The 12,840-nt window shown below is 43.3% G+C and carries 10 protein-coding genes and 2 pseudogenes; 6 read left to right on the forward strand and 6 right to left on the reverse strand.

Going from position 1 to position 12,840, the window contains the following annotated elements; all coding sequences use genetic code 11:
* Positions 1-73: 73 nt before the first annotated feature.
* Positions 74-754 carry a NuoB/complex I 20 kDa subunit family protein gene (locus tag NI464_RS02245; RefSeq protein WP_071850798.1) on the reverse strand — a complete coding sequence of 227 codons (681 nt, stop codon included), beginning with the start codon at positions 752-754 and terminating at the stop codon, positions 74-76.
* A gap of 6 nt (positions 755-760) precedes the next feature.
* Positions 761-1,306, reverse strand: coding sequence for an NADH-quinone oxidoreductase subunit A (locus NI464_RS02250; protein ID WP_071850799.1), 546 nt, complete (start codon positions 1,304-1,306; stop codon positions 761-763).
* 572 nt (positions 1,307-1,878) lie between these two features.
* Here NI464_RS02250 and NI464_RS02255 point away from each other — a divergent pair.
* Positions 1,879-2,235: a hypothetical protein gene (locus NI464_RS02255; protein ID WP_253137692.1), complete on the forward strand. Its 357-nt coding sequence runs from the start codon at positions 1,879-1,881 to the stop codon at positions 2,233-2,235.
* Between the two features lie 66 nt (positions 2,236-2,301).
* On the opposite strand, the gene bfmS is transcribed toward NI464_RS02255, so the two are convergent.
* Positions 2,302-3,975: a sensor histidine kinase BfmS gene (gene bfmS / locus NI464_RS02260; protein WP_005104083.1), complete on the reverse strand. Its 1,674-nt coding sequence runs from the start codon at positions 3,973-3,975 to the stop codon at positions 2,302-2,304.
* A gap of 42 nt (positions 3,976-4,017) precedes the next feature.
* Complete coding sequence (gene bfmR, locus NI464_RS02265) at positions 4,018-4,734, reverse strand: response regulator transcription factor BfmR (RefSeq protein WP_004280782.1); 717 nt, start codon at positions 4,732-4,734, stop codon at positions 4,018-4,020.
* A gap of 567 nt (positions 4,735-5,301) precedes the next feature.
* Between bfmR and NI464_RS02270 the strand changes: the two genes are divergently transcribed.
* The 4 genes from NI464_RS02270 (at position 5,302) to NI464_RS02275 (ending at position 10,151) form a co-directional block, all read left to right on the forward strand.
* Positions 5,302-8,139, forward strand: a complete 2,838-nt coding sequence (locus NI464_RS02270) for a ribonucleoside-diphosphate reductase subunit alpha (protein WP_071850801.1) — start codon at positions 5,302-5,304, stop codon at positions 8,137-8,139.
* A 272-nt stretch (positions 8,140-8,411) separates the two neighbouring features.
* Positions 8,412-8,537, forward strand: coding sequence for a hypothetical protein (locus NI464_RS15825; protein ID WP_004732081.1), 126 nt, complete (start codon positions 8,412-8,414; stop codon positions 8,535-8,537).
* 60 nt (positions 8,538-8,597) lie between these two features.
* Positions 8,598-8,726, forward strand: coding sequence for a hypothetical protein (locus NI464_RS15830; protein ID WP_004645881.1), 129 nt, complete (start codon positions 8,598-8,600; stop codon positions 8,724-8,726).
* Positions 8,727-8,867: 141 nt separating this feature from the next.
* Positions 8,868-10,151 (forward strand): ribonucleotide-diphosphate reductase subunit beta, encoded by a 1,284-nt coding sequence (locus NI464_RS02275; protein WP_004645882.1) that lies wholly within the window; start codon positions 8,868-8,870, stop codon positions 10,149-10,151.
* A gap of 105 nt (positions 10,152-10,256) precedes the next feature.
* Here NI464_RS02275 and NI464_RS02280 read toward each other — a convergent pair.
* A pseudogene (locus tag NI464_RS02280) lies at positions 10,257-10,388 on the reverse strand (arsenate reductase (glutaredoxin)); the annotation flags it as partial.
* Between NI464_RS02280 and NI464_RS02285 the strand changes: the two are divergent.
* Positions 10,385-10,471: pseudogene (locus NI464_RS02285) on the forward strand (arsenical resistance protein ArsH); the annotation flags it as partial. The pseudogenes NI464_RS02280 and NI464_RS02285 overlap by 4 nt on opposite strands.
* Positions 10,472-10,580: 109 nt before the next feature.
* Here the strand turns inward: NI464_RS02285 and NI464_RS02290 are convergent.
* On the reverse strand, positions 10,581-12,698 hold the full coding sequence (locus NI464_RS02290; protein ID WP_004732082.1) for a TonB-dependent receptor: 2,118 nt from the start codon (positions 12,696-12,698) through the stop codon (positions 10,581-10,583).
* Positions 12,699-12,840: the final 142 nt, after the last annotated feature.

Here is a 12,840-nt window from a genome sequence, read left to right on the forward strand (position 1 = left end):
AATACAAATTCAGTCAATCTAAACGACAATTACACCCATAGCGGGTGCACAACAAAACAACCTGTCGTTTAAATTATTTAATTTCATCCATAGAGCGTAAGTTCTTCACAGCAACACGCTGGTCTTTCTTACGGTCACGTTCCGGCATCATCTTTGGCTTATACACTGGCTTAAGATCATCACCGATCACCGCAGAAAGCGGACGACGCTCTAATTGAATCTGGTCTTGCAACAGCATCAATGCCTGAATCAAAGCTTCAGGACGTGGTGGGCAACCTGGAATATACACATCGACCGGGATGATTTTATCCACACCTTGTACGACTGAATAAATATCGTACATACCACCTGAGTTGGCACATGCACCCATGGAAATGACCCATTTCGGTTCCAGCATCTGTTCATATAGACGTTGAATTACTGGTGCCATTTTCACGAAGCAAGTACCCGCTACAATCATTAAGTCTGCCTGACGCGGTGAAGCACGGATAACCTCGGCACCAAAACGTGACAAGTCATGCACGCCGGTCAAGGTGGTTGCATATTCTACGTAGCAGCAAGATGTACCAAAGTTAAATGGCCAAACTGAGTTTTTACGACCCCAGTTGACTGCTGTATGTACCACATCCTCTAAGCGAGTCATGAATACATTTTTATTCACTTCTTCTTCTAGCAACGGATCTTCTACAACAATACGTTCCTGAAGTGGATATTGGTCAGCATCCGGATTCGCACGGGTTAATGTGTATTTCATCCCGTCTTACTCCTTATCAGATGATTTAGCCGGTGAGCTTTTCACACGACCAGAGGATTGAGCTGGGATTTGACCTGTAGGGTCGATTACCAATTCTTCAATTGAGTTGAAGCGCGTAATTTCTGCTAGATCCATATTTGGCGAACCAATTTTAGCTTTAACACCTGCGGCTTTACGTCTGTCTGAAGGTGCCCAATTGAGTGCACCTGTCGATAATTCGTAAATCAAACCAACAAGTAAAACCAAAATAAAGATAGCTGCAGTTGCAAAACCAATCCAACCTACTTCACGAACAGAAACCGCCCATGCATATAGATAAAGTGCTTCTAAATCAAACACCACGAAGAAAATTGCAACTAAATAGAACTTTGCAGACAAGCGGATACGAGCTCCACCTGCGCTAACTACACCTGACTCAAACTGCTCCTGCTTGGCACGGCCCCATGATTTACCCCCGAGGAGTAATGGGACAGTCAGCATAAAGACGCATAAAAATGTAACGCCGATCACGAAGGCAATAATTGCCCATTCGTATGGAGTAATAGCACTCATGCGGGGATAACTCCTGGCAGGCCTATTTGTTAACAAAGAATGTATGTATTGGCCTTCAAATACACCAAACACAAAATTAATCCCGCCAATTGTACCTGATTTTGGATTTCACTTGCTAGTTTATAAGCCTTAGTCTTTGGGATGATTTTTTAGACATTTCAGCATTTAATTTGACTTTAATCATTCAGAATTCGTTTTAATCGTTTTCCCAAATTAAATTTTAATTATCTATTAATTTTTCTATAAATAGCGCTAGCAGAAAATAGACTGATCGATGAGCTGCTTTTCTCGCCCACCCATTTAGATATAGTCCTTTTCACTATTGAATCCAAGTTAAATCGGATAAAAACTTATTTTAACCACTATTTTTCAACCCAAACCATTTGATTTAACTTGATATTTAATGTGATTTTTTTACATTTAACTGCTGATTCACCCCTGCAGCTACTTGCTAATCTTAGATTGGCAATTGTGTCTTTTTGCAACATGCTCAACGGACTGATTCAGAATATGTTATTTCTATTTCTAAACCACATCATGACATTAATAAAGTAACAATAAGGAGTCCTTGCATGTCTCTACGCTTTTCCCATAAGCCTAATTATTTTTTATTTGCTCAGTTACTGGTTCGACATATAGAAAATTACATCCAGAAAAATCCTAACATAAGTCAGGCAGCTTTTGACTTACGTGACATCCATGCACTTTTTCAAGAGGACCATGCTTCTTCCAGCATCAATCTGGATGGTATTATGAATATCGCTGACGAATATAAAGTCGAAACGTTATCAGGTGACCAGAAACTGATTCAGCGCTATAACGTCGATGCGAAAAACACCAAACTGTTGATCGACTTTAACTCTGAAGCGCTACAAAGCTTAAAAGAGGGCAAATCACTCATTGAACCTGATGCGACCATTCAGGAATAAAATCTCTTCCAATAAAAAACGATGCTGATGCATCGTTTTTTTATGACCAAAATCATTTACACAATATCAAGCTAAATGATCACTCGCTTCCTCTGGCTTTTTTTCCAGCATTTTGCGCTTACTCTTCTTGACATAACGTTGTGCCGGCCAGGTCATGGTAAAACGCGCACCACCCAGCGTCGGACTTTGATCCACCTGAATCGTGCCACCAAACCAGTACGCAATCCGGCTGACAATCGACAAACCTAAACCATAACCACCCGACGCACGGGTACGGCTATCATCCAGTCGGGCAAAGGCTTCAAAAATGCGGGCACGATCTATTTCTGGAATCCCCGGCCCGTCATCTTCAACGCAAACATAGGCCTGACCATCCTGATCCAGACCGCCGCTAATCAAGATTTTATTATCGCAATAACGTACAGCATTGCCGACCAGATTCTGAATTACACGATGCAGATAACGACGCTCCGCCTCTACTGTGACCGCAACAGGCATTGGATGTAATTCGATGATTTTCTGGGTTTTCAGCGCTTCAGTTTCTTGTGCCACCTGATTCAGTACGTCATACAGATCGATTTGCTCAAACTCAATCGACGGCATGCCCTGTTCCAGTTTGGCATAGGTCATGATCTCATCAATCAAGGTATTCAGCGCTTCAATATCTTTATCAATCTGTTCCACCTGTTGCAGACGATAATCGTAGTCATCTTCATCCGCCATCATTTCCACACCAAAGCGGATTCGTGCCACCGGTGTACGCAACTCATGCGACACCGCACGCATCAACTCACGCTGCGCTTCGATCAAACGCTGGATATGATCTGACATATTGTTATAGCTAGACGCCAGTGTAGACATCTCGTCACTGCCTTCCACAGGAAGACGCAATGACATATTACCCGATTTCATTTTGTTTAAGGCATAGCTGACTTCACGCAACTTACGCTGCATCGGAACCAGAAGACCATAAACACCCAGACTCAACACAAAAAGGCTTAATAAGGTAATACCGGTCGCCAACTGGAATGGCATCCAGTTAAACAAGGGTACCGGCCCCATGACCAATACTTGCGAAGTCGAACCAGGAATCGGTGAAATAATTGAAATCGTGGTGCCACGAATAGAGGCATTATCGCGGTATAAAATGATGCTATGGTCCAGACGCAGACGTCCGATTTGCTCGGAGTCTAAAGGTAGATTCTGGACGTTTTCGATGGAAACCGGATAAGAAAAATAATCCTGAATACGAGCCAGGTATTCTTTTTCCTGACCTGGATAGTAGACCAGATAATCCAGGATAAAGACTGGTAAGGCCTTCATCTGGCGCTCAGTAATGCTGTCGGCCTTAATATAAAGGTAATGACCCGGGTCATCACGCAGCCCAACTACAATATAGGCAATACCCGATTCAGCGTCCCAACGCACCACCGCTTTTCGTTCGGCAATACGGCGCCCTTCAGCACGGGTAATGTCGACCTTGCTGGCTTCTACATAGTGAATGGGCAATTCCAGCAAATCGGAGGCATCAGAAACCCAATCCATTTTTTGCTGGAGATTTGGCTGGCGTGCAACCCCCTCACTGATGATATATGCCATACCATCAGTCAGGGATTCGCGATATTCTTGCGCACGCTGATAGTTGATAATCTGTACCAACAAATAGCCGAACACCGCCACCAAGACGACAAGGATGACGAGTCCTGCGTATATACGCAAAAATATACTGTGTTTAAACACCTATAATTTATCCTGCTTGTTCAAGCAACAAACCACATTTGCTTAAAGACCATTGGTCTCTTTAACAAAAAGATAACCCTTACTACGTACTGTTTTAATACGCTTCGGATTTTCTGGATCGTCACCGATTTTTGGACGGATACGAGAAATACGCACATCGATTGAACGGTCTTGACCATCATATTCGATACCACGTAAACGCTCGAAAATATCTTCGCGAGAGAGAATACGGCCAGCATTCGATGCAAGCAACCATAACAGGTCATATTCTGCACTGGTAAAATCAACCAGATCGCCATTTAAGGTCACTGAACGACCGCCATTGTCGATGACCAGATCATCAAATTCGATGCGCTGTGCCACTTCATCTTCAGGCACCTTGTCAGTACGACGCAATAATGCACGAATACGTGCTAGCAATACACGCGGCTGAACAGGTTTAGCGACATAGTCATCTGCACCCATTTCCAGACCCAAAACCTGATCCATATCTTCAGTACGCGCAGTCAACATCAAAATCGGTTGATGATAATGTGGACGCACTTCACGGCAAATGGTCAAGCCATCAGCACCTGGCAACATCACATCCAGCACTACCATATCTGGCTGTTCAGCAATAATCCGACGAATGGCACGATTACCATCCGGCTCTACCCCTACCTCAAGTCCGTTACGGATCAGGTATTCTTGCGTTAAACGAGCAAGACGCTCATCATCTTCAACAATTAAAATCTTGGGTAACTTTTCTTCTTGGCTCATGTATTGCCCCTTATTTGGTGGATCTACGCTATAGGCGTATCCTTTTGAAATCCAATAGATACGTTTTTAATATGCTTGCAATATACACACGTTTACATTGTAAACAAGATAGCGTTCACCAAACTGATACATCAAGATAGCATTTTGTAATATTTTATCGTGCATTTTTTGGACAATTATGCTTGAAACAGTGGCTTAGATCTGATTTGCGATTTACACAACTCTTACATGGACAAAATATGACTGCTTGATTCAGCACTTTTTAGTTATCCACAGTGTTATCTATAAGCACTTTCTTTGGACTTTGTTATGCTATGCCTTGCCTGATAAGGCTTATACAAAAATCAATAAAAATAGCGATATTTTTACAAGGACTAAAGCACAACTTAAGAAAAATATTTAGCTAAATGTCAATATTGATCTACCCTAAATTTTCCCGTATCTTGTGTTCAATTAATTTTAAAACCACTAGGTCTTGTGTTTATTCCTCAAACACTGTGGCACGAATTTTGCCCAGTTCAAACGGTCCATAAACATAAAAATAGATGACAATGGAGCTATGCTAACATGAGCGTAATCACTTCAACTCCTGGTCAACTTCAGGTGATTAAACGCACCGGTGATGTTGCCGCTTTTGATGCAGAAAAAATTTCTGTCGCAATTGGTAAAGCGTTTTTGGCGGTTGAAGGCCAACAAAGCGCTGACTCGAGCCGGATCCATGATCGTATCGAGCAACTGACGGAAATGGTATTAAATACCTTTAAACGTCGTTTACCTTCTGGCGGAACGATTCATATTGAAGAAATTCAAGACCAAGTTGAACTTGCGCTAATGCGTACGGGCGAACAGAAAGTTGCACGCTCTTATGTCATTTATCGTGAACAACGTTCTGAAGCACGTAAACAATTAGGTGCACATCATCACCCGACCCTGCAAATTACCGATGCTGAAGGCAAACTCAAGCCACTGGATTTAAGTGCTTTAACTGCGCATGTTACTAAAGCAGCTGAAGGCCTTGAAGGCATTGATGTACAAGCGATTGTCGATGAGACTGTGAAAAACTTGTACAACGGCGTAAAAGAGTCAGACATCTCGACCACGATGATGATGGCGACCCGTACTCGTATCGAGCAAGAGCCTAACTATACGTATGTGACTGCACGTTTATTGCGTGATGACCTGGTTGCGACTGGTTTGAAATTCCTGGGTCTACCTGTAGATACAGTTGAAGGCGATGCGCTGGAAACTTACCTGAAAAAAGGGATTGAGCTTGAGCTGCTTTCTCCAGAATTGCTGAACTTTGACCTGGCTAAACTGGCAGCTGCGATTCAACCGGAACGCTCTAACCAGTTTACTTACTTGGGTCTGCAAACTTTATTTGACCGTTACTTCATCCATTCAGATGGCGTACGTTTCGAACTTCCGCAATTGTTCTTTATGCGTGTTTCTATGGGCTTGTCGCTCAATGAAGAAAACCGTGAAGACCGCGCGATTGAGTTCTATAACTTATTGTCTAGCTTCGACTACATGGCATCGACGCCTACCCTGTTTAACTCAGGTACGCTTCGTCCACAATTGTCGAGCTGCTATTTAACAACCATTGATGATGACCTGTATGACATTTATGGCGCGATGCGTGATAACGCAATGCTGTCTAAATGGGCAGGCGGTTTGGGTAATGACTGGACGCCAGTCCGTGCCTTGAACTCATACATCAAAGGCACTAACGGTAAATCTCAAGGTGTAGTTCCGTTCCTGAAAGTGGCGAATGATACTGCTGTTGCGGTTAACCAAGGTGGTAAGCGTAAAGGTGCAGTTTGTGCATACTTAGAAACCTGGCACCTGGACATCGAAGAATTCTTGGAACTGCGTAAGAACACCGGTGATGACCGTCGTCGTACCCACGACATGAACACTGCGAACTGGGTTCCTGACCTGTTCATGCAACGTGTATTCGAAGATGCAGAATGGACACTGTTCACCCCTTCTGAAACGCCTGATCTACATGATTTGACGGGTGCAGAATTCGCTGAGCGTTATGCACATTACGAAGCGATTGCCAAAGAAACAAATATGCTGCACAAGAAAATCCGTGCAAAAGATTTGTGGCGCAAAATGCTGTCCATGCTGTTTGAAACTGGTCACCCGTGGATCACATTCAAAGACGTATGTAACTTACGCTCACCACAGCAACACGTAGGTGTGGTGCACTCTTCTAACCTGTGTACAGAAATTACACTCAACACAAGCAAAGAAGAAATTGCGGTATGTAACTTAGGTTCAATTAACCTGGTACAACACGTCAAAGGCGGTGTACTTGATCGTGAAAAACTGGCACGTACAGTTAAAACTGCGGTTCGTATGCTCGATAACGTGATTGACATCAACTACTACGCTGTTCCACAAGCACGTAACTCGAACCTGAAACACCGTCCGGTTGGTATGGGTATCATGGGCTTCCAGGATGCACTATACGAAATGAACCTGGCTTATGGTTCTGATGCTGCGGTTGAGTTTGCTGATGAATCGATGGAAGTGATTTCGTACTACGCAATTTCAACATCTAGCGATTTGGCTGTTGAACGTGGTACATACGAAACATTCAAGGGTTCATTGTGGGATCAAGGTATCCTGCCAATCGACTCGCTTGATCTGGTTGCGAAAACTCGTCCTGAACGCATGTTCGAAGTCGACCGCACTCAACGTCTGGACTGGGACACTTTACGTACCAAAGTTCAAAAAGATGGTATGCGTAACTCGAACGTGATGGCGATTGCTCCGACTGCTACGATTTCAAATATCTGTGGTGTTTCTCAATCTATTGAGCCGACATTCCAGAACTTGTATGTGAAATCAAACCTGTCTGGCGAATTCACCGTGATTAACCCGTACCTGGTACGTGCGTTGAAAGAACGTGGTCTTTGGGATGCAGTAATGGTCAACGACCTGAAACATTTCGAAGGTTCTGTTCAGAAGATTTCTCGTATACCTGAAGAGCTTAAAGCCATCTTCGCGACTGCGTTTGAAGTTGAAACGCGCTGGATCGTGGATGCTGCATCACGTCGTCAAAAATGGATTGATCAGGCGCAGTCTCTTAACCTTTACATCGCTGGTGCAAACGGTAAGAAACTGGACATCACTTACAAGATGGCCTGGTTACGTGGTCTTAAGACGACTTATTACCTGCGTGCATTGGGTGCGACTTCTGCCGAGAAATCAACAATCAACACTGGCGCATTGAATGCAGTTAAACCTGCAACTGTTGCGGCGCCTGTTGTAGCAGCAGCTCCGGTGGTTGAAGCGCAAAAACCTGAAGCTCCTGCAGAGGAAGAAGGTTTTGCACAAGCGGCTCCAGTGCCAATGGCATGTTCAATTGACAACCCTGATTGTGAGGCTTGTCAATAATCTGACAGGTTTTAAATCCTCCCCGACCCTCCTTTAATAAAGGAGGGAGAAAATCCCCCTTTTCAAAGGGGGACTTAGGGGGATTACGAAATTCAGGCAATAAAAAAGCCCTCTAGCGTCCGTCAAAACTAACTAGAAGGCTTTCAATCTCGAAGTGATACCAAGATGGTCACAACGAGGCTGGCATCACAAAATGCGTGAACGGATTGTATCATCAATTCGAGAAACGAGCCAGTAAGAGTCATCTTGAATTTGTAATGGAGATTATCTCTATGGCTACGAAAAAAGTTTCTCGTGATGCAGGAACTGGTCGTTTCGTAACTGAAGGCTATGCAAAAAAGCATCCTAAAACTACAGTTACTGAAACAATCAAGCCTAGTAAATCATCTAAAAAATGATTTAAACGTGAATCCTAGTTTCGGCTAGGATTCACAAACTAAAAGTAAAAGGAAACCTCAATGCCACATATGACTCATAACTACATGTTAGGACTTGCGGCATTGCTGATTTCCTTTGGTATTACCTTTTATTTACCCATTGCTTACTTCTGGTTCAAAGTTCGCCAGCAGCGTAAGCAAAATAAGTAGTGGGGATTATTGCTCCTGTATAAAACTAGAGCATTCATCAACAAAACTTAATTTTGCTTACACAAATTAAGCGTATAGTAAGACATCTCAGCCAAGCTGAATGTCTCATAAAAGATATAAAGCAACGTAGAGAGAATTGATATGTCTATCCTAAGTTGGGACGATTTCGAAGATGATTCGCAAAAACCGGCTGCACCTGAACAGCAGCCTGCGCCCGTCGAGCCGCAAAAAGCGACTAATTCACAGATGGTATCTGATGCAGGCAACGCATCGCCGGATGTGGCAGCTGCACAACCCCTTAGAGCCACTCAAAACCGAGGATCAAATCCAACCGATTCACTGGCAAGAGCATCTGCTTCCCTAGAGCAGCTTGATGTTGCACCGGGTCTGGAAGAGCTTGAAATGGGTGCGCAACGCGTTCAGGTTGATGACAAGGCGATGATCAACTGTCGTGCAGACTTGAACCAGCTTGTTCCATTCAAATACGAATGGGCTTGGCAGAAGTATCTGGACGGATGTGCAAACCACTGGATGCCACAAGAAGTGAACATGAACCACGACATTGCGTTGTGGAAGTCTGAAAATGGCTTGACTGAAGATGAACGTACCATTGTGATGCGTTCACTTGGTTTCTTCTCGACTGCCGATTCACTGGTTGCAAACAATCTGGTACTGGCGATTTACCGTCATATTACCAACCCTGAATGCCGTCAGTACATCTTGCGTCAAGCGTTTGAAGAAGCGATTCACACACACGCTTACCAGTACTGTATCGAGTCGCTAGGTATGGATGAAGGCGAAGTCTTCAACATGTACCGTGAAGTACCGTCAGTTGCACGTAAAGCTGCGTGGGGCCTGAAATATACTCAGTCTTTAAGTGATCCTACTTTCAAAACCGGCACACCTGAAAACGACCAGATCCTGCTTCGCAACCTGATCGCGTTCTACTGTGTACTTGAAGGTATCTTCTTCTACTGCGGTTTCAGCCAGATCCTGTCGATGGGCCGTCGTAACAAGATGAATGGTGTTGCCGAGCAGTTCCAGTACATCCTGCGTGATGAGTCTATGCACCTGAACTTCGGTATCGATATGATCAACCAGATCAAGATCGAAAACCCGGGTTTATGGACAACTGAATTCCAGGAAGAAATCATCCAGATGATTCTTGAAGGTACGATGCTGGAAATCGAATACGCACGTGACACCATGCCACGCGGTGTACTTGGCATGAACGCTGGCATGATGGAAGAATACCTGAAGTTTATTGCGAACCGTCGTCTGGCGCAGTTGGGTTTGCCTGAACAGTTTGCTGGTGTGAATAACCCGTTCCAGTGGATGTCAGAGATGATGGACTTGCGTAAAGAGAAGAATTTCTTCGAGACGCGCGTAACAGATTACCAAACTGGCGGTGCGTTAAGCTGGTAAGGTTTAGCTTAAAATGACACGACATCTGTCATTTTAACTTTAAATAAAAAGCCACCCCTGCGGTGGCTTTTTTATGATCTGATTGATCTGCTTAAATTCTGAAATTTATTTCAACCGATTCCCTGCTTCATCAATAATCATTTCCTCATTTTCCATGCTAAAAGCTGCGCGCTGCGGAGCAGAAAGAATATCTAAAACAACTTCTGATGGTCGACACAATCTCACACCAAGTTCAGTCTGCTGATCTCAACAATCGATATTCTGAACGGGTGGAAAGTGCCGAGGAATTATCGAAACGGGTGAATCAGCAAAAGATCTAGTTTTATCTCAAATCCTCTGATCAACTTTTCAAAACTTAAATATTAAAAAATCCCACTCAGGAAGCGGGATTTTGTTTTTTGAAAATTTAACAGCCCTAAATCATCTGAATTAAAATTCTTTTGTCACACTCAAACCAGCGCTCCAGTTCCGCCCTTCTGCCGGCTCAAAGAAACGGTTATTGCTTTCATTGACAATCACCGAACCAGAATAATCTTTATCAAACAGGTTATCGACACGCGCAAAAGTATTCACTGCCCAATCCTGCATTTTCCAGTGATAACCCACATTGGCGCCAGCAACCGTGTAGCTTGGCGCAGCATCTGAGTTTTTATCATCGACATAGATTTTGTCGCTATAACGAATATCCACACCCGCACGCAAACCCTGTTCAGGTTTCCAACCCAAGCTTAAGAATGCCTGATTCTTGGCAATACCGGGAATATAATTACCTTCTTGAATAGGTGTCGGGCCTTCAACATTTGCAGTGTCTTTATCAAAAGTTGCATCTAAGTAGCTATAACTTGCTTGAGCTGTTAGGTCACGCCATAGGTTTTTATTCCAGGAGAGTTCAATACCTTCTCTTAAAGTTTTATCCGCATTACGGAAAGTAGAGCGACCATTATCATTACCTGCAGAAACAATGTCATTCTTTGTCTTGGTCTGAAAAACTGCAACAGTAAAATCACCTAAGATATTGGCAGACTTCAACCCAAGTTCATAGGTTTCACTTTCTGCTGCTTTTAAATTAAGGGCTTTATCAAAACTCCCACTTGCAGGATAAGCCATTTCAGTAAAAGTTGGTGTTTCAAAGCCTTGGGCATAACTGGCATAAGTCATCAGCTCAGGTAAAATTTTCCAGCTTAAACTTAACGATGGCAGTAACTTGTCAAAAGTAGTTTTACCAGAATTATCACCATTCACATCAGTAATATAATGATCTTCTGATTTAAAATGCACGTTGCTATAACGTAGTCCAGCATCTAGAGTCCAATCTGGCATAAAGTTATAAGATATCTGTAAATAAGGATCCGCATTCCATAAGGTATTGTCTTCATCACGACGTAACTCACCTTTAACTCCAAAAGTATTCCCCACATAATTTAGATAACCTTTTCGGTCTTCGGTCATGGCATCAACAGCAAGTCCAGCAATCAGTTTAGTATTTGGCAAAACATCTCTATCTGTCCAACGTAGGTCTGCACCATAAAACTGACGGTCAAAGTCAATTACACCACCTGGTTGTTTTTCTAATGACTGAAAAAACTTAGAAATCGATTGATACTGGATAACCTCACGCTGCCCCCAATAGGCCATGCCATACAGTTCATGCTGATCATTGATTGACTTATTCCAAGTAAGACCTGTTTGAAATTGCTCAATTTCTTTTCTTGTATTAAATCCCTGAATTCTACTGTCTATTTGTTTTGGATTTGCTTTCCAATCCTTTCTCTCTAGACCACCCGGATCATCTGCAGCAATTTTAACGTAGTTATTCATCCAGTTGATTTTAGATCCGTCCTCCAGATTCCAGGTCAGCTTGGCATTATTCAGAACTTTATGTGCACTGCTGTGGTCACGGTAACCATTGGTATCAAAATAAGACGAGCTGATGATATAAGCTGGTTCATCGGCATTTTCTGAACCACCTTGCAAAACCAGCTTGGTCTGCCCTTTATTTTGACTACCAGCAGAATGCCCCAGTTCAATCGAATCAGCACCTTGCCCCTCTCGCGTGGTGGTTAAAATCGTTCCCCCCGAAGAGTTGCCATAGAGCGATGAAAATCCACCACCCAATACTTCAATATGGTCCAGACTGTTCAAATCAATATTCGAGGTTTGTCCCTGTCCATCCGGCATCGTCGCAGGGATTCCATCTACATATAAACGCACACCACGCACACCAAAACTGGAACGTGCCCCAAAGCCTCGCATCGAAATTTGTAGGTCTTGGGCATAGTTTTCACGATTGTTTAACTGTAATCCCGGAACGCCTTTTAATGTTTCCGAAAGATTCACATTCATGCTGTTATCTTGTTCTTGATTCAGATAATACACTGACGCCGGTGTGGTCAATCGCTCCCGATCTGTACGGGTCGCTTGAATGACAATCGTGTCTAACCTTTGGACTTCTTGTGTATCATTTTCTGCATAAATGTTCTGACCTGCGCAAGCAATCAGGCAGGACAAGGTCGATCTCACGAATGGAAATTTCGGGCTTTGGTACATAAATGACAGGCCTTATTTGAAAGTGGTTTAATGCGGCAAATACCTTATCGAGATGGCGTACATCTCATGATTCAACTCATTTTGTTTTAAGCATCGATACCAAATAAGTATGCTAATTCGATGACATATAGTTCGCTCAATG

The organism is Acinetobacter lwoffii (assembly GCF_024129685.1).
In the GTDB taxonomy this organism is placed as follows: Bacteria; Pseudomonadota; Gammaproteobacteria; order Pseudomonadales; family Moraxellaceae; genus Acinetobacter; species Acinetobacter lwoffii_X.

Coding starts and splice junctions, on each gene's coding strand:
- NI464_RS02270 (WP_071850801.1), top strand. CDS start 5,302: ATGAGCGTAATCACTTCAACTCCTGGTCAACTTCAGGTGATTAAACGC.
- NI464_RS15825 (WP_004732081.1), top strand. CDS start 8,412: ATGGCTACGAAAAAAGTTTCTCGTGATGCAGGAACTGGTCGTTTCGTA.
- NI464_RS02255 (WP_253137692.1), top strand. CDS start 1,879: ATGTCTCTACGCTTTTCCCATAAGCCTAATTATTTTTTATTTGCTCAG.
- NI464_RS02275 (WP_004645882.1), top strand. CDS start 8,868: ATGTCTATCCTAAGTTGGGACGATTTCGAAGATGATTCGCAAAAACCG.
- NI464_RS02250 (WP_071850799.1), bottom strand. CDS start 1,306: ATGAGTGCTATTACTCCATACGAATGGGCAATTATTGCCTTCGTGATC.
- bfmR (WP_004280782.1), bottom strand. CDS start 4,734: ATGAGCCAAGAAGAAAAGTTACCCAAGATTTTAATTGTTGAAGATGAT.
- NI464_RS02290 (WP_004732082.1), bottom strand. CDS start 12,698: ATGTACCAAAGCCCGAAATTTCCATTCGTGAGATCGACCTTGTCCTGC.
- NI464_RS15830 (WP_004645881.1), top strand. CDS start 8,598: ATGCCACATATGACTCATAACTACATGTTAGGACTTGCGGCATTGCTG.
- NI464_RS02245 (WP_071850798.1), bottom strand. CDS start 754: ATGAAATACACATTAACCCGTGCGAATCCGGATGCTGACCAATATCCA.